This is a genomic window from Pseudomonas sp. BE134 (assembly GCF_031456105.1).
Classification (GTDB): Bacteria; Pseudomonadota; Gammaproteobacteria; order Pseudomonadales; family Pseudomonadaceae; genus Aquipseudomonas.
Window position 1 is genome coordinate 49,928 of the sequence record NZ_JAVDUA010000028.1, and the last position, 20,019, is coordinate 69,946.

24 protein-coding genes are annotated in these 20,019 nt (G+C 60.9%); 9 read left to right on the top strand and 15 right to left on the bottom strand.

Annotated features, from left to right (window positions below; genetic code table 11):
* Positions 1-115: 115 nt before the first annotated feature.
* The gene (locus tag J2Y56_RS21685; protein ID WP_007946842.1) at positions 116-1,999 is read left to right on the top strand and encodes a TonB-dependent receptor domain-containing protein; all 1,884 of its coding nucleotides are present in this window, start codon (positions 116-118) and stop codon (positions 1,997-1,999) included.
* 120 nt (positions 2,000-2,119) lie between these two features.
* On the opposite strand, the gene J2Y56_RS21690 is transcribed toward J2Y56_RS21685, so the two are convergent.
* The 12 genes from J2Y56_RS21690 to nrdR form a co-directional block, all read right to left on the bottom strand.
* Positions 2,120-2,920 (bottom strand): cobalamin-binding protein, encoded by an 801-nt coding sequence (locus tag J2Y56_RS21690; protein WP_007943988.1) that lies wholly within the window; start codon positions 2,918-2,920, stop codon positions 2,120-2,122.
* Positions 2,920-3,339 (bottom strand): hypothetical protein, encoded by a 420-nt coding sequence (locus J2Y56_RS21695; protein WP_007943989.1) that lies wholly within the window; start codon positions 3,337-3,339, stop codon positions 2,920-2,922. Before J2Y56_RS21695 ends, J2Y56_RS21690 begins: the two co-directional genes overlap by 1 nt.
* Positions 3,336-3,953, bottom strand: coding sequence for a GTP cyclohydrolase II (ribA, locus tag J2Y56_RS21700; RefSeq protein WP_007943990.1), 618 nt, complete (start codon positions 3,951-3,953; stop codon positions 3,336-3,338). Before ribA ends, J2Y56_RS21695 begins: the two co-directional genes overlap by 4 nt.
* A gap of 288 nt (positions 3,954-4,241) precedes the next feature.
* Positions 4,242-4,976 carry an ABC transporter substrate-binding protein gene (locus J2Y56_RS21705; protein WP_007943992.1) on the bottom strand — a complete coding sequence of 245 codons (735 nt, stop codon included), beginning with the start codon at positions 4,974-4,976 and terminating at the stop codon, positions 4,242-4,244.
* Positions 4,977-4,997: 21 nt separating this feature from the next.
* Positions 4,998-5,501 (bottom strand): phosphatidylglycerophosphatase A, encoded by a 504-nt coding sequence (locus J2Y56_RS21710; RefSeq protein WP_150782649.1) that lies wholly within the window; start codon positions 5,499-5,501, stop codon positions 4,998-5,000.
* Positions 5,498-6,463, bottom strand: a complete 966-nt coding sequence (thiL, locus tag J2Y56_RS21715) for a thiamine-phosphate kinase (protein WP_310352634.1) — start codon at positions 6,461-6,463, stop codon at positions 5,498-5,500. The genes J2Y56_RS21710 and thiL overlap by 4 nt, the downstream gene beginning before the upstream one ends.
* A gap of 18 nt (positions 6,464-6,481) precedes the next feature.
* The gene (gene nusB / locus J2Y56_RS21720; protein WP_007944234.1) at positions 6,482-6,982 is read right to left on the bottom strand and encodes a transcription antitermination factor NusB; all 501 of its coding nucleotides are present in this window, start codon (positions 6,980-6,982) and stop codon (positions 6,482-6,484) included.
* The gene (ribE, locus tag J2Y56_RS21725) at positions 6,979-7,455 is read right to left on the bottom strand and encodes a 6,7-dimethyl-8-ribityllumazine synthase (RefSeq protein WP_003185938.1); all 477 of its coding nucleotides are present in this window, start codon (positions 7,453-7,455) and stop codon (positions 6,979-6,981) included. Before ribE ends, nusB begins: the two co-directional genes overlap by 4 nt.
* 91 nt (positions 7,456-7,546) lie before the next feature.
* Positions 7,547-8,638, bottom strand: coding sequence for a bifunctional 3,4-dihydroxy-2-butanone-4-phosphate synthase/GTP cyclohydrolase II (ribBA, locus tag J2Y56_RS21730; protein WP_007944233.1), 1,092 nt, complete (start codon positions 8,636-8,638; stop codon positions 7,547-7,549).
* A gap of 31 nt (positions 8,639-8,669) precedes the next feature.
* Complete coding sequence (locus J2Y56_RS21735) at positions 8,670-9,335, bottom strand: riboflavin synthase (RefSeq protein WP_007944232.1); 666 nt, start codon at positions 9,333-9,335, stop codon at positions 8,670-8,672.
* A 46-nt stretch (positions 9,336-9,381) separates the two neighbouring features.
* A complete protein-coding gene (gene ribD, locus J2Y56_RS21740; RefSeq protein WP_150782646.1) occupies positions 9,382-10,515 on the bottom strand; it encodes a bifunctional diaminohydroxyphosphoribosylaminopyrimidine deaminase/5-amino-6-(5-phosphoribosylamino)uracil reductase RibD in 1,134 nt (377 codons plus the stop codon).
* A complete protein-coding gene (nrdR, locus tag J2Y56_RS21745; RefSeq protein WP_003228656.1) occupies positions 10,512-10,976 on the bottom strand; it encodes a transcriptional regulator NrdR in 465 nt (154 codons plus the stop codon). Before nrdR ends, ribD begins: the two co-directional genes overlap by 4 nt.
* 127 nt (positions 10,977-11,103) lie before the next feature.
* On the opposite strand from nrdR, the gene J2Y56_RS21750 reads away from it, so the two are divergent.
* The 3 genes from J2Y56_RS21750 to trxA all read left to right on the top strand — a co-directional run bounded on the left by J2Y56_RS21750 (position 11,104) and on the right by trxA (position 13,275).
* Positions 11,104-11,568, top strand: coding sequence for a YbaY family lipoprotein (locus tag J2Y56_RS21750; protein ID WP_007944230.1), 465 nt, complete (start codon positions 11,104-11,106; stop codon positions 11,566-11,568).
* Positions 11,565-12,221, top strand: coding sequence for a methyltransferase (locus J2Y56_RS21755; RefSeq protein ID WP_007944229.1), 657 nt, complete (start codon positions 11,565-11,567; stop codon positions 12,219-12,221). The genes J2Y56_RS21750 and J2Y56_RS21755 overlap by 4 nt, the downstream gene beginning before the upstream one ends.
* A gap of 181 nt (positions 12,222-12,402) precedes the next feature.
* Entirely contained in the window at positions 12,403-13,275 is an 873-nt protein-coding gene (gene trxA / locus J2Y56_RS21760; protein WP_310352638.1) for a thioredoxin, read from the top strand.
* Here the strand turns inward: trxA and J2Y56_RS21765 are convergent.
* Entirely contained in the window at positions 13,272-13,619 is a 348-nt protein-coding gene (locus tag J2Y56_RS21765; protein WP_007944227.1) for a hypothetical protein, read from the bottom strand. The two genes, trxA and J2Y56_RS21765, sit on opposite strands and share 4 nt — an antisense overlap.
* A gap of 135 nt (positions 13,620-13,754) precedes the next feature.
* Between J2Y56_RS21765 and J2Y56_RS21770 the strand changes: the two genes are divergently transcribed.
* The 5 genes from J2Y56_RS21770 (at position 13,755) to J2Y56_RS21790 (ending at position 17,900) form a co-directional block, all read left to right on the top strand.
* Positions 13,755-14,321, top strand: a complete 567-nt coding sequence (locus J2Y56_RS21770) for a DUF2796 domain-containing protein (protein ID WP_310338900.1) — start codon at positions 13,755-13,757, stop codon at positions 14,319-14,321.
* A 136-nt stretch (positions 14,322-14,457) separates the two neighbouring features.
* Positions 14,458-15,168, top strand: coding sequence for an ABC transporter ATP-binding protein (locus J2Y56_RS21775; protein ID WP_007944224.1), 711 nt, complete (start codon positions 14,458-14,460; stop codon positions 15,166-15,168).
* 1 nt (position 15,169) lies between these two features.
* Complete coding sequence (locus J2Y56_RS21780) at positions 15,170-16,435, top strand: ABC transporter permease (protein WP_310352641.1); 1,266 nt, start codon at positions 15,170-15,172, stop codon at positions 16,433-16,435.
* 11 nt (positions 16,436-16,446) lie between these two features.
* A complete protein-coding gene (locus J2Y56_RS21785; RefSeq protein ID WP_007946886.1) occupies positions 16,447-16,965 on the top strand; it encodes a DUF3299 domain-containing protein in 519 nt (172 codons plus the stop codon).
* A gap of 233 nt (positions 16,966-17,198) precedes the next feature.
* Complete coding sequence (locus J2Y56_RS21790; protein WP_310338895.1) at positions 17,199-17,900, top strand: OmpW family outer membrane protein; 702 nt, start codon at positions 17,199-17,201, stop codon at positions 17,898-17,900.
* 111 nt (positions 17,901-18,011) lie between these two features.
* Here the strand turns inward: J2Y56_RS21790 and J2Y56_RS21795 are convergent, their stop codons facing one another.
* Both J2Y56_RS21795 and J2Y56_RS21800 read right to left on the bottom strand, forming a co-directional pair.
* Positions 18,012-18,941, bottom strand: coding sequence for an NAD-dependent epimerase/dehydratase family protein (locus J2Y56_RS21795; protein WP_310352645.1), 930 nt, complete (start codon positions 18,939-18,941; stop codon positions 18,012-18,014).
* A complete protein-coding gene (locus J2Y56_RS21800) occupies positions 18,934-19,818 on the bottom strand; it encodes a sugar nucleotide-binding protein (protein ID WP_310338892.1) in 885 nt (294 codons plus the stop codon). Before J2Y56_RS21800 ends, J2Y56_RS21795 begins: the two co-directional genes overlap by 8 nt.
* Positions 19,819-20,019: the final 201 nt, after the last annotated feature.

Consider the following 20,019-nt stretch of genomic DNA (forward strand, 5'->3'; position numbering starts at 1 on the left):
CTGCTCGCGATAGCGGACTGCCAGTCAACAATTCTTTGACTGACACACCGTCATCGCCAGCAGGCTCGCTCCCACATTTGATTTGTGCTTACCCCGAAATACCACGGACTGTCCGATGAAACTCTCCCCCCTCGCCCTTACGCTGACCCTGTTGCCGGTCGGTCAGCTGCTGGCCGACACTTTCGAACGCGATCAAGCGCTGAAACTGCCCGATGTGTTGATCACCGCCAACCGTCAGGTCGAAGCGCGCAACGACAGCAGCGCCGCCAATACAGTGTTCACCCGCGAAGACATCGACCGCCTGCAACCGTCCAGCATCACTGAACTGCTCAAACGGGTACCGGGTGTGCAAGTGGCGCAAACCGGCGGGCTCGGCAGTCTGCCGGGGGTTTACATTCGCGGCACCCAGTCGGCGCAAAGCCTGGTGCTGGTGGATGGTCAGCGCATCGGCAACTCGACTTCGGGCGACAGCAACCTGCAACACATCAACATCGAGCAGGTCGAGCGCGTGGAGGTGCTGCGCGGCTCCCGCTCGGTGCTTTATGGCAGTGACGCCATCGGCGGGGTGATTCAAATCTTCACCCGACGCGGCGGCGAACAAGGCCTGCAACCGCGGATGCACGTGGGATTTGGCAGCAATCAGACCTGGGAACGCAGCCTCGGACTGTCCGGCGGTGATGAAAAAACCCGCTTCAATCTCGGCGCCAGCCTCAATGAAACCGCCGGGATCAATCGCACACACGAGTCGTATCCCAGCGACAGCGATCACGATGAATACCGCAATCAATCGATCAGTCTCAGCCTGAGCCACGCGCTCACCGATGACCTGGAAATCGGCGCCAATGTGTTGGATAACCGAGGCAAAAGCGAGTTCGACAACCCGTTTGGCCGCTTTGAACCGGACACTTTCGAGTCAGTCCAGCAGCAACCTTACAGCGATTTCGAAGTGAGCAGCGTCAGTAGCTACGTCGACGCACGCGTTAACAATGCCTGGAAGACCCGCGTCGAATTCGGCCACAGCGAAAACCGCGAGAAGACCCTCGACAAGCTCAGCGATGAGCGCAGCGTTTTCAACACTTACCGGGACTCGGTGAACTGGCAAAACGACCTGACGCTCACTGAACGCAACAGCCTGATCCTCGGCGGCGACTGGTACGAAGACCGGATCAACAGCAGCACGCCCTTCGACGAAGACAGCCGCTGGAACCGCGCCGCCTTTTTTCAGCATCACTACCAGGCAGACAGTTTCTCCACCGAGCTGGGCCTGCGCCGTGATCAAAACCAACAGTTTGGCGGACAGAACAGCTGGAGCGGCACCTTCACCCTGCCGCTGAACCCGGACAACGTTGTGCTGCTGACGTACAGCGAAGGCTTTCGCGCACCGACGTTCAACGACTTGTACTACCCGGACTTCAGCAACCCGGACCTGAAACCTGAAACGTCGAAAAATTATGAGTTGCAATGGCGTAGCCAGTTAACAGAAACCAGTCGCCTGGAAACTTCGCTGTATCGCATCGACCTTGAAGACGCGATTATTTTCGGCAGTAATTCTCAGCCAGAGAACGTGGCCTCGGCGCGGATCAATGGCTTCGAAGCGGCATTGAAACAGGAACTGTTCGGCTGGCAGAGCAACCTTGGCATAGCGTTCATCGACCCGCGCGACCGCGACACCGGCCACACCCTCGCCCGTCGTGCACGGCGAACCCTGAGCCTGGACCTGGATCGACAATTTGATCGCCTGGGCCTCGGCGCCACTTGGCAAGCGGTCAGCAGTAGCTACGACGACTTGAACAATCAACAGCCACTGAGTGGCTACGGCTTGTTGGGATTACGCAGCAGCTGGGAGCTCAACCGTGAAATCAAGCTTGAGATGAAGCTCGATAACCTGCTGGATAAAAGCTATAGCCGGGCGCTGTACAGCCATGAAGCCAGTCAGTATGGGTATCGAGAGGAAGGTCGGGCGTGGTTGTTCGGGGTGACCTGGACGCCGGAGATCTAACCCTGAATTTGTGCTGTTTGGGCTGGCCTCTTCGCGAGCAGGCTCGCTCCCACAGGGGTGTTGTGGCGTTCACAAATCCAATGTGGGAGCGAGCCTGCTCGCGATGGCCGCACCGCGGTCTCACCGGTCCGGCGCAATGACCCGGCACAACTTGGCCGTCGCCTCGACCATCTGCCCACTCGGACGCTCCAGCCCCTTATCCATCACCAGCAGCAATTGCCCGTGCGCCACCGCCGCTACCTGCGGCCACGCCTTCCACGCATCGAGTTGCGCCTGATCACTGGCCAGAATCACCTGGGGATTGCGTTGTAACACCGCCTCGACACTGACCTGCGGTGCGGGCAGCGTGAGGTCGGCAAACACGTTGCGTGCCCCGCACACCTCTAGCGCATCGCTGATAATCTGCCCACCACCCACGGTGTACAGCGGCCGATCCCAGACTTGATAAAACACCCGCAACGGCTCATCCCGTCGATAACGCTGACGCAACGAAGCCAGTCGCTGGCGCAGTTCCGTCGCCAATGAAACACCACGCTCCGGGCGGCCGAGTTGCGTAGCGATCGCTTCCATTTGCGCAGCGAGTTGGTCCAGCGAGTGGGGTTCGGCGACGTAGGTGGGGATGTTCAACCGCTTGAGCTGTTCACGCTGGGCCGGGCCAACGCTGCCTGGCCAGAGCAGCAGCAAATCGGGTTGGAGACTGAGCAAGCGCTCCATGTCTAACTGACCGTAGCGGCCAACCGAAGGCAGGTGCTCAAGCTCGGCAGGACGCTCACCGGCATCCAGCACACCCACCAGAAGGTCGGCTGAACCCAGTTCGACTACGATTTCAGAGAGGGACGGCGCCAGGCTGACGACCCGCCCGGTGGCAACCGCCGAGCCGCTGACGGCCAGCAGCAGAACCGCCAGCCAGGCTCGAAGCATCAGCCGAGTTGACGCGGGATACGGTAGAGGTAGAACAGCACCGCGGTCGACAGCGCCAGCAGCATCAACGGCACCGCTTCGAGGCCAACGAATACCGCCAACGCACCAATCCAGGCAGGCAATGCAGCCGCCAGGAACGCGGTACGCCTCTTGGCGGCCAGGGCGATCCAGGCGGCGGGTTCCTCAGGCGTGTCGAGGGCTTTTTGGGTTGCGATCAGGGCGTGTTTGTAGCCGCCAAAAAACTTCAGACTGACAAACATCGAGGCCACACCGGCGATGAAAAACGGCATCGCCAGCACCGGCAGAATCGCATCGCTCTGGCCAAATACACCGTTGATCACCACCAGAGGCAATAAGGCCAGCGCCAGGTACTGCCACCAATTGAACGACAAACGCCGTCGAACCTGACCGCGCGTCACGCTCGATCCACCTCGCCCTGATGCTCGTTGCCCATCATGTGGTCGAGCTTGCTGGCTTTGGTGGCCAGGTAAAGTTTGTTGTGCGGGTTGTGGCCGGTGTGCAGCGGCACGCGCTCGGCAACCACGATGCCCATGTCGGTCAAGGCTTTGACCTTGCGCGGGTTATTGGTCATCAGACGCAGGGATTTGACGCCCAGGTGCTCAAGCATCGGCAGGCATATACCGTAATCACGCTGGTCGGCAGCAAAACCCAGGCGCTCGTTGGCCTCAACGGTGTCAGCACCGCCGTCCTGCAATTCATAGGCGCGGATCTTGTTCAGCAAGCCAATGCCACGGCCTTCCTGACGCAGGTACAGCAACACGCCACGGCCTTCACGGGCGATGGCCTGCAAGGCGGCTTCAAGTTGCGAGCCGCAGTCACAGCGCTGGCTGAACAAGGCATCGCCCGTCAGGCATTCGGAGTGTAACCGGCCGAGTACCGGGGCACCGTCAGCGAATTCACCCAGGCTCAGCACTACGTGCTCGCGGCCGGTGGCTTCATCGAGAAAGCCATGCATGGTGAATTGTGCAAAAGGCGTTGGCAGCTTGGAAGCGGCGACAAAAACGACAGGCACCGGTGTGCTCCTGATCAATATGTGCTGGAGATACGCAGACGCGGCATTGTAACAGCAGGTTCCTACGGACGCTTAGGCTGAATTATGGTGCATAACGATCAAAAAGTTAGATCTCAAGCGCCTGACGCCCGGTGTGCGCTGGCTCTGTAGCAGCTGGCGCAGCCTGCGTTCGGCGGCGGAGCCGCCGTGAAACCTGCCCACTCGGTCAGTCTGATGCACCGCGCGGCCTCAATTTACGACGGCTTCGCCGCCGAACGCAGGCTTCGCCAGCTGCTACACGGTTAGTGATCAGTTCGCGTCGAACGGGTAAGGCTGTTTCCAGCGCTCGAAGATCGGTTTCAGCGCACCGCTTTTCACCAGCAGATCCAAGCGTTGGTCGTACAACGCCATCAACGCCCGGGCATCGGGCGTATTGGCGAAGCACAAGTACAGCGGTAACTCAGCGATGTGCGTGCGACGGAACTGAGAAGGATCCTTGGCACGTTTGACGACGAAATCGATCTCGGCCAGCGCGTCGATGTAAAAGTCGGCGCGGTTATGGGTCAGCATCGACAAAATGCCGGTGCGCCGCACGACTTCGTTATAGCGCTGCACATTGGGCAGGTACTTCTGGTACTCATAACCGCGGACCCACGCCAGTCGATAGTTGCCAAGGGTTTCCGGGGTCGGCGCCGGATTACTGGCCAGGCCCAGGGCGTAGATGTGATCGGTATCGTAATTCCAGCGTGGATAAAGCACATCGCTGGCCTCGTCACGGTAAGAACCGACACAGGCATCCACTTCACCACGCTGGGCCAGGCCCACGGCGCGGGTGTAAGGCTCGGTGCGCAAGTCCAGCTTGACCCCGGCCGGCTCGAAGATAGCCCGCAACACGTCCCAGCCCAGACCCTGCCCGTCAGCGGCGGTGTAGTCTCCCCATTCTTCACTGGCCAGATGGATCACCGACGGCGGCACCACATCCGCCGCTTGAGCGAACGAACCACACATGGCGAAAACCATCACAGCCAACCAACGCCGAGCCATCCTAGTCCCCTGCTTCGCCCGTCAGGCGAAAATCCATACCAGCCCTTGCATCGCCAGCCACGCAAATACGCCTGCCAACACGTCGTCGAGCATGATCCCGACGCCGCCATGGACATGCCGGTCGATCCAGTGGATCGGCCAGGGCTTGAGAATGTCGAAGAAGCGGAACATCAGAAAACCCGCCAGCAACCAGTACCAACCTTCCGGCACCAGCCACAGGGTAATCCACATCCCGACCATTTCGTCCCAGACGATGCCCTCGTGGTCGTGCACGCGCAAATCGTCGGCCACTTTGCCGCACAGCCAGAAGCCGAACAGCATGGTGATGCCGAGCATCAGCCAGTAACCCCAGTCGGGCAGCATCTGCCACAACGGGATAAAGGGTAGCGCAACTAATGAACCCCAGGTGCCCGGTGCTTTTGGCAGGGTGCCCGAGCCGAAGCCGAACGCCAGAAAATGCCAGGGATTGCGCCAGACCGATGGCGGTACGAACTCCGCCGGGACCTGTTTGGGATGATCTGTCACGGTGTCTCCCGAAAATGTTGATAGCCCCGGGTTTGCGGGGTGATGTCTTGGCCATCGGCATCCAGCAGCGTCACGCCCTGCCCTGTCACGACACGCCCGACCACATGGATCGGCCAGCCGTCCGCCAGCAACGAAGACAACTCGACGGACGGTAGGGTGAAGGCCAGCACGTAATCATCGCCGCCGCTCAAGGCTGCCGTTTCGGCACCCGTTTGACCGAGCAAGCCCACTAACGCCGCCGACACGGGTAGCTTACTCCGCTCAACCTGAACGCCGACCTTCGACGCCAACGCCAGGTGCCCGCAGTCGGCGAGCAGGCCGTCGGAGATATCCAGCGCCGAGGTCGCCTTGCCGCGCAATGCCTGGCCCAACGCCAATTGCGGTTGCGGTGACCAGTAATGCGCCAGCAGCGGATCGGCGATGGCCGCGTCGGCGGTTCGCTGACCCAATACCAGCGGCAAAGCCCCTGCCGCATTGCCCAATTCTCCGCCCACGCAAAGCAAGTCACCGGACTGCGCGCCGCTGCGGGTCAGCGCCTGACCAGTCGGTACTCGACCGAACACGGTCATGGTCAGGCTCAGCGGCCCACGGGTGGTATCGCCGCCCACCAGCGCCACGCCGCAGCGTTGCGCCATGAGGTTCAAACCACGGGAATAGGCCTGCAGCCAATCGGCGGTTACCGTCGGCAAGGTCAGGGCAAGGGTAAAGGCAACGGGGGTGGCGCCCATGGCAGCCAGATCGCTGACCGCCACAGCCAGCGAGCGCTGACCGAGCAGAAACGGGTCGCAGGGGTCTGCGAAATGCACACCGGCAACCAGCGTGTCGGTGGAAATGGCCAACTGCTCCCCGGAGGGAACAGCCAGCAAGGCGCAGTCATCGCCAATCCCGAGGGCAACGCCTTCGCCGCCTTGCGCACAAGGCGCGGCGGCGAAAAAATTGCGGATCAGCTCAAACTCACCCATCGCAGACTCAAGCGCGAATCAGCGCTTGAACGCCTTCACTTCAGCTTCACGCAGACGCGGGGCCAGCTTGTCGAGTACACCGTTGACGAACTTGTGGCCGTCGGTGGAACCAAAGACTTTCGCCAGTTCGATACCTTCGTTGATCACAACGCGGTACGGCACGTCGACGCGCTTGATCAATTCCCAGGTCGACAGGCGCAGAACAGCCAGTTCAACCGGGTCCAGCTCTTCGATCGTAATGTCCAGGCACGGGGCCAGGGCAGTATCGATCTCGGTGCGGTGCGCCGGAACGCCGTGCAGGATGTCGTGGAAGTACGCGGCATCCACGTCACTGAAATCGTTATCGACCCGGAACTGCGCTTCGATCTCGTTCAAAGACTGCTTGGCCATGTGCCATTGATACAGCGCCTGAGTCGCGAGCTGACGGGCTTCGCGACGCTTGACGCTTTTCGATGGCTTGCCGGCATCCGCAGGCTTTGGATCGCGCGGGTTGAAACGATCGCTTTCGTCGCTAATCACTTGGCCTCCAACTGCGCCAGCAGGCTGACCATTTCCAGAGCGGACAGGGCAGCTTCGGCACCTTTGTTACCGGCCTTGGTGCCGGAACGTTCGATGGCTTGTTCGATGGAATCAACGGTCAGCACGCCGAAAGCGACTGGAACGCCGAACTCCATGGACACCTGGGCCAGGCCCTTGGTGCATTCGCCCGCCACGTATTCGAAGTGCGGAGTACCGCCACGAATGACCGCGCCCAGAGCGATGATTGCCGCGTATTCGCCCTTCTGAGCGACTTTCTGCGCAACCAGTGGAATCTCGAAGGCGCCAGGAGCGCGGATGATGGTAATGTCGCTTTCGCTTACGCCGTGGCGAACCAGGGCATCCACTGCACCACTTACCAGACTTTCAACAACGAAGCTGTTGAAACGGCCCACTACCAAAGCGTAGCGGCCTTTAGGGGCGATGAAGGTACCTTCGATGGTCTTCAGGGTCATTCGTTAGATCTCTTAAAGAGCCGGGAAGCGTTTTCTACGCGTCCCTCAGTGATTTTTTAGCCGCGAATCAAGGACTGGAAACAACCGGTCATTATTCGGAGGGCACGTATTCTACAACTTCCAGATCGAAACCGGATATCGCATTAAATTTCATTGGCGCACTCATCAGGCGCATTTTACGTACGCCCAGGTCCCGAAGGATCTGCGAACCGGCACCGACGATGCTGTAGGTGGTGGGTTTTTTCACGGCCGCTTGATCAGCGGTTTCGCGAATGTGTGCCAGCAATACGTCGCCATCGAGCGGGTGACCGAGCAACAGCACCACACCGCTGCCGGCCTCGGCGACCGCAGCCATGGCGGCGCGCAGGCTCCAGCGGCCCGGTTGCTTGACCATCAACAGGTCGCGCAGCGGGTCCATGTTGTGCACGCGAACCAGGGTCGGCTCTTCGGCGCAGACAGTGCCCAGGGTCAGTGCCATGTGCACGTCGCCTTCCACGGAATCACGATAGGTCACCAGGTTGAATTGGCCCAGTTCGCTGTCCAGTGGCTGTTCGGCAATCCGCTGAACGGTACGTTCGTGGATCATCCGGTAGTGAATCAGGTCGGCAATGGTGCCGATCTTGATGTCGTGTTCGGCGGCGAACGCTTCCAGTTCGGCGCGACGGGACATGGTGCCGTCGTCGTTCATCACTTCGCAGATCACGCCGCTCGGCTCGAAACCGGCCATGCGCGCCAGGTCGCAGGCGGCTTCAGTGTGGCCAGCGCGGGCCAGCGTGCCGCCGGCCTGGGCCATCAGCGGAAAGATGTGGCCGGGGCTGACGATGTCTTCAGCCTTGGCGTCTTTCGCGGCGGCCGCTTGCACGGTGCGCGCACGGTCGGCGGCGGAGATGCCGGTGGTCACGCCTTCGGCCGCCTCGATGGAAACGGTGAACTTGGTGCCGAAACCGGAACCGTTGCGTGGCGCCATCAATGGCAGCTTCAGCAGTTCGCAGCGCTCGCGGCTCATCGGCATGCAGATCAGGCCACGGGCGTGCTTGGCCATGAAGTTGATGTGCTCGGGCTTGCAGCACTCGGCGGCCATGATCAGGTCGCCTTCGTTCTCGCGGTCTTCGTCATCCATGAGGATGACCATCTTGCCTTGGCGGATGTCTTCAACCAGTTCTTCGATGCTATTGAGCGCCACAAGGCACCCCCCTTCTTTCGAAATTTGAGCTTCAGGATTTGAGGTAGCCGTTGGCGGCCAGAAAGCTTTCAGTAATGGTGCTGCCGGCTGTGGATTCGGCGGCCTTGTCGCCCAGCAGCAGACGCTCCAGATAACGGGCCAGCAAGTCGACTTCCAGATTCACCCGGCGACCTGGCTGGTACGACGCCATGATGGTTTCGCTCAGTGTGTGCGGAATGATCGTCAGCAGGAATTCGGCGCCATCGACCGCGTTCACGGTCAAGCTGGTGCCGTCGACGGTGATCGAGCCTTTATGGGCGATGTACTTGGCCAGCTCTTTCGGGGCGCGGATGCGGAATTCCACGGCACGCGCATTTTCGGTACGGGTCACCACTTCGCCGACGCCATCGACATGACCGCTGACAAGGTGCCCGCCGAGGCGAGTGGTCGGGGTCAGGGCTTTTTCCAGGTTCACCGGACTGCCGCTTTTAAGGTCATTCATGGCGGTGCAGTCGAGGGTTTCGCGGCTGACATCGGCGGCAAAGCCGTTGCCAGGCAACTCAACGGCGGTCAGGCACACGCCGTTGACCGCGATGCTGTCGCCCAGTTTGACGTCGCTCAGGTCGAGCTTGCCGGTTGCTACGTGTACCCGCACATCTCCGCCTTTTGGGGTCAATGCACGAATACTGCCGATGGATTCGATGATGCCGGTAAACATGGAGTCCTCCTCGAGAACATAGCCGTCGCTGGGCTGCGGCCGGGAATTATACGCTCGCTGCTGGTGAAGGAATGGCAGTGACCCGCCAGTCATCGCCAACCGCGCGAATATCGGTGATTTTGAGCTCGGGCGCATCCTTCATTTGCGCGAGCGGCCAGTCGAGCAGTGGCCGCGCCGAGGAGCCAAGAAACTTGCCGGCGATGAAAATCTGGAACTCATCCACCAGGCCTTGCTGAGCGAAAGCGCCAGCCAGACGCGGGCCAGCTTCGACCAGCACTTCATTGACCCCACGATGGGCGAGCTCGATCAGCAACCGGTGCAGATCGACCTGACCGTCAACGCCGGGCACGATCAGGCACTCAGGGCCATTGGCGTACTGCTCTTCCACCGCCACGCAGGTGGCGACCAACACCGGGCCGGCCTTGAAGAACGGCGCATTCAGCGGCACCCGCAGGCGGCCGTCGATCAGCACGCGCAGCGGCGGACGGCTCATGGCCAAAGCGGTTTGCTCCGGGTCCAGGCCCAATTCGTCAGCACGCACGGTCAGCCGGGCGTTGTCCGCCAGTACCGTGTCGGCGCCGGTCAGCACCACGCTGGCCTGGGCACGCAACCGTTGCACCGCCGAACGAGCCGCAGGACCGGTGATCCATTGGCTTTCGCCGCTTTCCATCGCGGTGCGACCGTCCAGACTCATGGCCAACTTGACCCGCACGAACGGCAAGCCGTGTTCCATGCGCTTGAGAAAGCCTTGATTGAGCTTGCGCGCTTCACCTTCCAGCACGCCGCTTTCGGTGGCAATCCCGGCCTGGGCCAGGCGTTGCAGGCCGCGCCCGGCGACTTCCGGATTCGGATCCTGCATGGCCGCGACCACTCGGGCGACCCCGGCATTCACCAGCGCATCGGCGCAGGGCGGCGTGTGGCCGTGGTGGCTGCACGGTTCCAGCGTCACGTAAGCGGTAGCGCCACGGGCCTGCTCGCCAGCGGCACGCAAGGCGTGGACTTCCGCATGCGGCTCGCCAGTACGCACGTGCCAGCCTTCGCCGACGACCTGTCCGTCCCGCACAATCACACAGCCCACCCGAGGATTGGGATGCGTCGTGTAATGGCCTTTACGCGCCAGTTCCAGCGCGCGGGCCATGTAATGGGCGTCGAGGATGGCTTGTTCGGCAGACGTATTCATTCTTTCACCGGCTCACGGGCCAGGCGATCGATCTCTTCGCGAAACTCGTTGAGGTCCTGGAAGCGGCGATACACCGAAGCGAAGCGGATATAGGCGACTTCGTCGAGCTTTTGCAGCTCGGCCATCACCAGTTCACCGACCACGAGGGACTTGACCTCACGCTCGCCGGTGGCGCGCAGTTTGTGTTTGATGTGCACCAGCGACGATTCGAGGCGCTCGACACTCACCGGGCGCTTTTCCAGCGCACGCTGCATGCCGGCGCGCAGTTTTTCTTCGTCGAAGGGCTGACGGCTGCCGTCGGTTTTGATCAGGCGCGGCAACACCAGTTCAGCAGTCTCGAACGTCGTGAAACGCTCGCCGCAGGCCAGGCATTCACGCCGGCGGCGCACCTGTTCGCCCTCGGCGACCAGACGCGAGTCGATGACCTTGGTGTCGTTGGCACCGCAGAAGGGACAGTGCATGGTGGCAGGCAACAAAAAAAGGGAGGGCCATGGTAGCGCATCCCCGTGGCAAGACAAGCCATAGGGTTTGCGGTATACAGACGGCTATAGTGTTTGATCCATGGATTTCACCTTGCTGGAGCCGTAAATGTCCCTAAGACCGCTCGTTTTGCTCAGTCTTTTCAGCCTGCTGGTGGCCTGCGGCAGCGACGCCCCCAAGCCCCAGCCCCCGACGCCAGGCCCAGCCCCGCAGGCGGCGCAGAAAAAAGCGCAGGAGTCGGCCAACCTCGGACCGCTGCCGGCGTTTCAACGAGAGTTGAGCGGCACCTTGCAAGGCGTGCCGGCCGGCGCCGAAGTCGAACTGGCGCTGCTGGTGATCGACGAAAAGGATCGCCCGCAACAATTGCTTGCCAGCTCCAGCCTGATCGGCACCAATCAGGTGCTGCCGTTTCACCTGCGCTTCAACCCGGAATCGTTCCCGTCCGGCGCCCGCGTTGAACTGCGCGGCCGCGCCAGCCAGTCTGGCCAGCTGATTTTGCATCTGCCGTCGCGGATCATCTCCCAGCCCACCACGCAGGCCCTGGGCCAGCTGCAATTCGTCAAAGCGCCATGAATGCACCGCTCGACCTGCAACAGGCCTTGGGTGAACTGCTCGGTGATGCGCAGCTTGTGCCTGTCGCATTGCCCGAGACCGAGCTGAAACTCTGGCTGATCGATGGCGACAACATGGACCGCGCATTCAGCTCCGAAGAAACCCGACGGATTCTGCATGAGCCGCCGTACTGGAGTTTCTGCTGGGCCAGTGGTCTGGCGGTGGCGCGCTACCTCGCCGAATTCCCCGAGTGGGTCAAAGGCAAACGGGTGCTGGATTTCGGTGCCGGTTCGGGTGTGGCGGGGATTGCCGCGGTGAAGGCCGGCGCACTGGAGGTGGTGGCCTGTGACCTCGACCCGCTGGCGATTGCCGCGTGTCGGGCGAATGCTGAACTCAATGACGTAGACCTCAACTACTCGACCGACTTTTTCGCCGAGATAGACCGGTTTGATCTGATCCTGGTCGCTGATGTGCTCTACGACCGGGCGAACCTGCCATTGCTCGATGAGTTTTTAACCCGCGGCAAAGAGGCGCTGGTGGCCGATTCGCGTGTCAGGGATTTTCGTCATTCGCTGTATCAGCGCATCGAAATGCTGGAAGCGATGACCCTGCCGGATCTGGCCGAACCTGAAGAGTTTCGGCATGTGAGCCTCTACCACGCCACCCGGACATGATCGTTCCCACGCTCTGCGTGGGAACGCAGCCCCGGACGCTCCGCGTCCCTTCGTACGGCGTGACGCAGAGCGTCACTGGAGACATTCCCACGCGGAGCGTGGGAACGATCATGCTCCGACTTCCGGCCACCCCCCGCCAAGCCGTATAGTTGCCCCTATTCACGCTTCCAAGAGATCCCCCATGAGTCAGGAAACGCCGTACATCTTCGACGCCACGACTGCTGATTTCGACCAGTCGGTGATCGAGAACTCCTTCCACAAGCCAGTGCTGGTGAACTTCTGGGCCGAATGGTGTGCGCCCTGCAAAGTGCTGATGCCGTTGCTGCAGACCATCGCCGAGAGCTATCAGGGCGAGTTGCTGCTGGCCAAGGTCAACTGCGATCTGGAACAGGACATCGTCGCTCGTTTCGGTATTCGCAGCCTGCCGACCGTCGTGTTGTTCAAGGACGGCCAACCGGTCGACGGCTTTGCCGGTGCACAACCGGAATCCGCCGTACGGGCGATGCTTGAGCCTCACGTTCAAATGCCGCCACCGGCCGCCGCGGACCCGTTCGAACAAGCTCAAGCGTTGTTCGATGACAGTCGTTTTGCCGACGCAGAAGCCGTGCTGAAAGTGCTGCTGGGCGAAGACAACACCAACGCCAAAGCGTTGATTCTCTACGCCCGCTGCCTCACCGAGCGCGGTGAGTTGAGTGAAGCGCAAACCGTGCTCGACGCGGTCAAGAGCGATGAACACAAAGCTGCCCTGGCCGGTGCGAAGGCGCAGATCCAGTTTCTCGGTCAGGCCAAGGACTTGCCGGATGCAGCGGACCTGAAAGCACGCCTGGCGAAAAATCCGCAGGATGATGAAGCGGTGTATCAGCTGGCGGTTCAGCAGTTGGCCCGCCAACAGTACGACGCGGCGCTGGATGCGTTGCTCAAGTTGTTCATCCGCAATCGCAGCTACAGCGAAGGCTTGCCACACAAGACCTTGCTGCAGGTGTTCGAACTGCTGGGCAATGACCATCCGCTCGTGACCACCTACCGCCGCAAGTTGTTTGCTGCGCTGTACTAAGCCGGCTTGATCCAACTGTAGAGCGGCGTATCACCGCCGCTCGACACCTTCACCTCGGCGCTATGGCGCAAGCGCACCAACAGGCGTTTGCCCGACGCCGCGCTGCCCGTCAGACCTTCCAGTTGATCGAGCAAATCCGGCCCGCTCAATTGCCCGGCGTTGCGCAACAGGTCCTTGGCGATCTGCCACAGCGCGTCATCCTGGGTCACCGGTTTGGCCGGGGCGACACTGGCCTCGGGCCTGCTCACCTGCAACTGCGCACCGAGCCGTGCCCAGTCGCCGTCATCCAGCTCCAGCGTCAAATCCACCGGCCAGTCGCCGATGCTTCCGCGAATTCGCAACATACGTCTGCTCCTGCACATTTCTGACCTGCATGCTCCCACGGGACTTGTGCAACGCCAAGTAGCCGGTCAAACTCTCACCACTAACGTTATAAGATTACATAACAAATACTTCATTTTACTTGTTGAGGACCCTCCATGCGCCGTCTGCTGCTCGCTTTGCCGTTTGCCTTGTTGCCGCTGGCCCACGCCCACGCCGCTGATGAACATGATCATGAGCACAGCAGCCTTGGCGCCCACGAACATGGTGTAGGCCGCTTGAACGCAGCGCTGGATGGCCAGACTCTGGAGTTGGAGCTGGAAAGCCCGGCGATGAACCTGGTGGGCTTCGAACACGCCGCCACCACGGATGCCGATAAAGCCAAGGTCGCCACCGTTCGTGCGCAACTCGAAAAACCACTGGTGCTATTCAACCTGCCAAAAGCGGCCGGTTGCGTGGTCGCCATGCAGGAACTGGAAAGCCCGTTGTTCGGCGATAAACCGGACGCCGATGATGATGCCAAAGACGAACATCATCACGACCACAGCGAAATCCACGCTCACTACCAATTCACCTGCGCAGCTCCCGGCGCCCTGAAAAACCTCGACCTGGCGAACATTTTCAACACGTTCCCGGCGACCCGGAAAATTCAGGTACAACTGATCAGCCCGAGCGGGCAGCAAGGCGTTGAAGTGACCGCCAAGGCAGCCGCCCTGAAGTTCTGATTCCACCGCAAATCCCCTGTGGGAGCGAGCCTGCTCGCGAAGGCGCCGTCACATACAACAGAAATGTTGCCTGTCACACCGCCTTCGCGAGCAGGCTCGCTCCCACAGGGTTCACCTATCACCTGACCGGTTTCACATGACCCAAGCACTCATCGAACTGTCCGACCTGGGCTTCAGTTGGCCCGGTCACCCGCTATTACTGGATATCCCGGCGTTTCGCCTGGAGCCTGGCGAAACCCTGTTCCTCAAAGGTCCCAGCGGCAGTGGTAAAACCACCCTGCTCGGCCTGCTCGGCGGCGTGCAGAAACCTGATCGCGGCAGCATTCGTTTGCTCGGCCAGGAACTGACCGAACTGGGTGCCGGTGCACGTGACCGTTTCCGCGTCGATCACACCGGCTACATCTTCCAGCAATTCAATTTGCTGCCGTTTCTGTCAGTGCGCGAGAACGTCGAACTGCCCTGCCATTTCTCCAGGTTGCGCGCCGAACGGGCGCAACAGCGTCATGGCAGCGTTGATCAAGCGGCGGCCACCCTGCTCGCCCATCTGGGCTTGAAAGATGAAGGCATCCTCAGCCGTCGCGCCGACTCACTGTCCATCGGCCAGCAGCAACGCGTGGCCGCTGCCCGCGCGCTGATCGGTCAGCCGGAATTGGTCATCGCCGACGAACCGACGTCAGCCCTGGACTACGACGCACGCGAAAACTTCATTCGCCTGTTGTTCGCCGAATGCCGTGAAGCCGGATCGAGCCTGTTGTTTGTCAGCCATGACCAGAGCCTCGCACCCCTGTTCGATCGCCACCTGTCGCTGGCCGAACTCAATCGCGCCGCTACCCCGTCCGAGGTCTGAGATGTATTTGTTTCGTCTAGCCATGGCCAGTCTGGCTAACCGGCGCTTCACCGCCCTCCTCACCGCATTCGCCATCGCCCTGTCGGTGTGCCTGCTATTAGCGGTGGAACGGGTGCGCACCGAAGCCAAAGCCAGTTTCGCCAGCACCATCAGTGGCACCGACCTGATCGTCGGCGCGCGTTCCGGTTCGGTGAACCTGTTGCTCTACTCGGTGTTCCGCATCGGCAACGCCACCAACAACATCCGCTGGGACAGCTTCGAACACTTCGCCAACGACCCGAAAGTGAAGTGGGCGATTCCGATGTCCCTGGGCGATTCCCATCGCGGCTATCGGGTGATGGGCACCACCGAGGCCTACTTCGAGCATTACCAGTACGGCCATCAGCAACACCTGGAATTGTCCGCAGGCCGCGCCTTCGCCAACGACCCGTTTGAAGTGGTGCTCGGTGCCGAAGTGGCGGATGCATTGCACTACAAGCTCGGCGACGAACTGGTGCTGGCCCACGGCGTAGCGGTGATCAGCCTGGTCAAGCACGACGACAAACCGTTCACCGTGGTTGGCATTCTCAAACGCACCGGCACTCCGGTGGACCGCACGCTACACATCAGCCTTGGCGGCATGGAGGCGATTCATGTCGACTGGCACAACGGCGTGCCAGCGCGAGGCAACGGCCGGATCAGTGCCGATCAGGCACGGAACATGGACCTCACGCCGCAAGCGATTACCGCGTTCATGCTCGGCCTCAACAGCAAGATTTCAACCTTTGCGGTGCAACGCGAGATCAATGAATTCCGTGGCGAGCCAATGCTGGCGATCCTGCCCGGCGTGGCACTGCAAGAGTTGTGGAGTTTGATGAGCACAGCGGAAAAAGCCTTGTTTGTGGTCTCCCTGTTTGTAGTGCTGACCGGGTTGATCGGCATGCTCACGGCGATTCTCACCAGCCTGAATGAACGTCGGCGCGAGATGGCGATTCTGCGCTCGGTGGGTGCTCGACCATGGCACATCGCGACGCTGCTGGTGCTGGAAGCGTTCGCCTTGGCGTTGTCCGGAGTGATTGCCGGCGTGGCGTTGCTGTATGTGGGCATCGCCGCCGCCCAGGGTTATGTGCAAGCCAATTACGGCTTGTACCTGCCGCTGGCATGGCCGAGCGAGTATGAATGGACGCTGCTCGGTGGCATCCTGATCGCCGCCTTGCTGATGGGCAGCGTGCCGGCCTGGCGCGCGTATCGCCAATCGTTGGCCGATGGCCTGTCGATCCGACTATGAGGACGTTGAACATGCCCCGCGCCTTGCTTGCGCTGCTGATGCTGGTCGCCCTGCCCGTGTGGGCGGCCGAGCCGAAAGACCTGACCTGGTCGGAAATGATCCCGCCGGATGCCGCACCGGAAGTGCCGAACATGACGCCCCTGCACGACTTGTCGCAGATGAGCAGCACGCTGTCTGCCGAGTCGGCACCCGCCGCCAGACAGGACATGCCGAATGCGCCCGTGGTGAAGGACCTTGATGGTCAGAATATTCGCCTGCCGGGCTACATTGTGCCGCTGGAAGTCAGTGAAGACGGTCGTACCACGGAGTTTCTGCTGGTGCCGTATTTCGGCGCGTGCATCCACGTCCCGCCACCGCCGTCGAACCAGATCGTGCATGTGAAAAGCGAAATCGGCGTGAAGCTGGATGAGCTGTATCAGCCTTACTGGATCGAGGGGGCGATGCAGGTCAAGGCATCGACCAGTGAGCTGGCGGATGCGGGGTATCAGATGGAGGCGGACAAGATTTATGTGTATGAATTGCCGGAGTGAATCCGGCAATTGTGTATTGCACATAAGATAGCTATCGCGCGCAGGTCGAATCGTCGCACCGTCGCTCCCACAGGGATCACCTGAACCTTGTGGGAGCGAGCCTGCTCGCGGTGGGGTCCTCAAATACACACAAAAACCCCCATTACCGTTTCATTGAGCTGAGTCAAAAGTCCGTAGCAAGCTACCTTGTACTATCGGTACAACGAAAATTTATTACGACCTTTGGAGTCTCCATGCACAAGTCCCTGCTCAGCACTTCGCTGTTGGCCCTCGCGCTCACAGCCCCGCTCGCCCATGCCTTCGAGGCTGGCGATATCCTTATTCGTGCCGGTGCAATCACCGTGGACCCAAAAGGCGACAGCTCCAGCGTCAAGGTCGACCAAGGCCCGCTGGCCGGTGCTGACCTGGGTGGTGAAGCCACCCTGAGCAGCGACACGCAGCTGGGTCTGAACTTCGCGTACATGTTCAATAGCCACTGGGGGATCGAATTGCTGGCGGCCACCCCGTTCGAGCATGACGTGAAACTCAAAGGCACCGCCCTGGGCTCAGCGGCCAACGGTAAACTCGGCACCATTAAACAGCTGCCACCGACCTTGAGCGTCGTGTACTACCCACTGGACCCGAAGTCCGCTTTCCAACCGTACCTCGGCGCCGGCATCAACTACACCGTGATCTACGACGAAAGCGTCGGCAGCGAAGCACAGGCCAAGGGCTTCAGCAACTTCGAAGCGGACAACTCGTGGGGCATGGCGTTTCAGGTGGGTGCTGACTACATGATCACCGACAACATCCTGATCAACGCCCAGGTGCGCTACATCGACATCGACACCACCGCGACCGTTGAAAACCACGCGATTGCGCCGGGCACCCGGGCCAAAGTCGATGTGGACGTAGACCCGTTCGTTTATATGGTTGGTTTGGGTTACAAGTTCTAAAGTACGTTCACGTGGTGGTGAACCTGGCCGTTGTAGACAGCGCCATAGAAGCGAATACCGGCCACAAAAAAGGCGCCTTTCAAGGGCGCCTTTTTTGTGGCCGCGAACATCTCAGCGCCCCAACAACCGCGCCAGGCCAACACTCATCGGTGTCTGCGCCGGGTAGGTAAAGCGCTCCAGCAAACGCCGATTGTTCGCCCGTGAATGGCGAATATCGCCAGAGCGCGCCGGGCCGTAGCTGATGGGCGGCAACTCACCGAGCACAGCTTCCAGCGCCTGCAGCATTTGCTTAAGGCTGGTCGCCTGGTTCCAGCCGACATTCACTGCCCCGGCTTCAACTTGCGGCTTTTCGATGGCTTGCACCAGCAACTCAATCAGATCCTCGACGTAGACGAAATCGCGCGTCTGCTCGCCATCACCGAACACGGTAATCGGCAGGCCCTGGCGGGCCCGCTCGCTGAAAATGCTGATCACCCCGGAATACGGCGAGGACGGGTCCTGACGCGGGCCGAAGATGTTGAAGAAGCGGAAAATCACCGGCTCCAGCCCATGCTGGCGACGGTAGAATTCGAAGTAGTGCTCGCTGGCCAGCTTGTCCACCGCGTAAGGCGTCAAAGGCGATTTGGGCGTTTCTTCGTCGATCGATTCACCCTCGCCATTGTTGCCGTAAACCGCCGCACTGGAGGCAAACAGCACGCGTTTTACGCCGGCCTGGCGCATGGCTTCGCAGACATTCAGCGAACCGATGAAATTGCTCTGGTGAGTCTTCACCGGGTCAACCACCGAGGCCTGTACCGAGGCCACCGCGGCCAGGTGCGCCACGGCGCTGCAACCGACCATCGCCTGAGCCACCAAAGCAGTGTCGGCGACATCACCTACGATCAGTTCGAGGTTGGAGTTATCCAGTGGCAGGTTGCTGCGTTTGCCGGTGGACAGGTCATCGAGAATGCGCACCGAATGCCCCTTGGCGAGCAGGGCATCGGTCAGGTGCGAGCCGATAAAACCGGCACCGCCAGTGATTAAAACAGGGCCGTCAGCCATGGCGATAAAACCTATCCAGAAGGCCCGGGAGTGCGGCGCGCCAGGCGCGAGGTTTGATCCCGAACGTGTGCAAAATTTTCTTGCAGGCCAGCACCGCGTGTTGCGGTTCTTCGGCGGCATCCGGACGCGTGGCGTGAGCCTGGGCGGTCGGCGCTTCAACAGCCAGCGGATGCAGGCTGCGTGCTTCGGTCAGGATAGCCTGACCCAGTGCCAGCGGCGTGGTCGCCTCATGGCCGGCGTAATGATAGGTGCCCCACAGCGGTGCCGCACAATCGAGTTGTTTGAGCACCGAGATGATCACACGGGCCGCATCGTCGACCGGTGTCGGGTTGCCCCGGCGGTCGTCGGCCAACAGCAGTTCATCAGGCGCCTCGGCCCGCGCGAGGAAACGTCCGAGCGTGCCGTCAGGACTTTCATCGAGCAACCAGCCGAAACGCAGCAATACGTGCTGCGGGCAGGTCGCGCGGACGCTTTTCTCGATACGCCACAACGCCTGGCCGCGGAGCCCCAGCGGAACCGGTTCGTCTTTTTCGCTGTAAGCGGTGGCACGGGAGCCATCAAATACACGATAGCTGGAGGGTTGCAGCAGAACGATGTTGTGATGCTGGCACAGTTCGGCCAGACGCTCGACCGCACGCTCCTGCCCGGCCAGACGTTGCTCGCTGACCGCTTCCGCCTGAAACCAGTCGAAGTAGTAGGCGAGATTGATCAACGCGTCCGGGCGGGTGTCGTCGAGCAATTGCGTCAGGCTCGCGGCATCCCAGCCGTCTTGCGGGGGGCGGGGGGCGAGGAAGCCGATGTCTTCCTCCGCACCGAGGCGAATCAGCGCCTGCCCAAGGGCATTTCCGCCGCCCAGTAACATAAGGCGCATTCGCATAGAGTCAGCAGGCCCAGTCTGGTTGGAACGATGGCTTTATCGACATCGCCCGCGGGCAATGTCGTTGATAATTTCTGGAATCGTTGCATTTTGCGGGTTTAGTGCGCAACCGTCATCCGTAAAGTGTAGATCGCCGGGATTTGTGGTGCTGCTACTGGCCCGCGAAGAGGCCCTGGAGGTCGGCGAAGGTCTTGAGCGGTA

What these genes read in the sequence shown, in the direction of transcription:
- J2Y56_RS21785 (WP_007946886.1), top strand. Translation starts at nt 16,447, where the DNA reads ATGCCCCGCGCCTTGCTTGCGCTGCTGATGCTGGTCGCCCTGCCCGTG.
- J2Y56_RS21800 (WP_310338892.1), bottom strand. Translation starts at nt 19,818, where the DNA reads ATGCGAATGCGCCTTATGTTACTGGGCGGCGGAAATGCCCTTGGGCAG.
- J2Y56_RS21735 (WP_007944232.1), bottom strand. Translation starts at nt 9,335, where the DNA reads ATGTTTACCGGCATCATCGAATCCATCGGCAGTATTCGTGCATTGACC.
- J2Y56_RS21685 (WP_007946842.1), top strand. Translation starts at nt 116, where the DNA reads ATGAAACTCTCCCCCCTCGCCCTTACGCTGACCCTGTTGCCGGTCGGT.
- ribE (WP_003185938.1), bottom strand. Translation starts at nt 7,455, where the DNA reads ATGACCCTGAAGACCATCGAAGGTACCTTCATCGCCCCTAAAGGCCGC.
- J2Y56_RS21705 (WP_007943992.1), bottom strand. Translation starts at nt 4,976, where the DNA reads ATGGCTCGGCGTTGGTTGGCTGTGATGGTTTTCGCCATGTGTGGTTCG.
- J2Y56_RS21770 (WP_310338900.1), top strand. Translation starts at nt 13,755, where the DNA reads ATGCGCCGTCTGCTGCTCGCTTTGCCGTTTGCCTTGTTGCCGCTGGCC.
- J2Y56_RS21780 (WP_310352641.1), top strand. Translation starts at nt 15,170, where the DNA reads ATGTATTTGTTTCGTCTAGCCATGGCCAGTCTGGCTAACCGGCGCTTC.
- J2Y56_RS21790 (WP_310338895.1), top strand. Translation starts at nt 17,199, where the DNA reads ATGCACAAGTCCCTGCTCAGCACTTCGCTGTTGGCCCTCGCGCTCACA.
- J2Y56_RS21795 (WP_310352645.1), bottom strand. Translation starts at nt 18,941, where the DNA reads ATGGCTGACGGCCCTGTTTTAATCACTGGCGGTGCCGGTTTTATCGGC.
- trxA (WP_310352638.1), top strand. Translation starts at nt 12,403, where the DNA reads ATGAGTCAGGAAACGCCGTACATCTTCGACGCCACGACTGCTGATTTC.
- J2Y56_RS21750 (WP_007944230.1), top strand. Translation starts at nt 11,104, where the DNA reads ATGTCCCTAAGACCGCTCGTTTTGCTCAGTCTTTTCAGCCTGCTGGTG.
- J2Y56_RS21690 (WP_007943988.1), bottom strand. Translation starts at nt 2,920, where the DNA reads ATGCTTCGAGCCTGGCTGGCGGTTCTGCTGCTGGCCGTCAGCGGCTCG.
- J2Y56_RS21765 (WP_007944227.1), bottom strand. Translation starts at nt 13,619, where the DNA reads ATGTTGCGAATTCGCGGAAGCATCGGCGACTGGCCGGTGGATTTGACG.
- nrdR (WP_003228656.1), bottom strand. Translation starts at nt 10,976, where the DNA reads ATGCACTGTCCCTTCTGCGGTGCCAACGACACCAAGGTCATCGACTCG.
- thiL (WP_310352634.1), bottom strand. Translation starts at nt 6,463, where the DNA reads ATGGGTGAGTTTGAGCTGATCCGCAATTTTTTCGCCGCCGCGCCTTGT.
- J2Y56_RS21775 (WP_007944224.1), top strand. Translation starts at nt 14,458, where the DNA reads ATGACCCAAGCACTCATCGAACTGTCCGACCTGGGCTTCAGTTGGCCC.
- ribD (WP_150782646.1), bottom strand. Translation starts at nt 10,515, where the DNA reads ATGAATACGTCTGCCGAACAAGCCATCCTCGACGCCCATTACATGGCC.
- J2Y56_RS21755 (WP_007944229.1), top strand. Translation starts at nt 11,565, where the DNA reads ATGAATGCACCGCTCGACCTGCAACAGGCCTTGGGTGAACTGCTCGGT.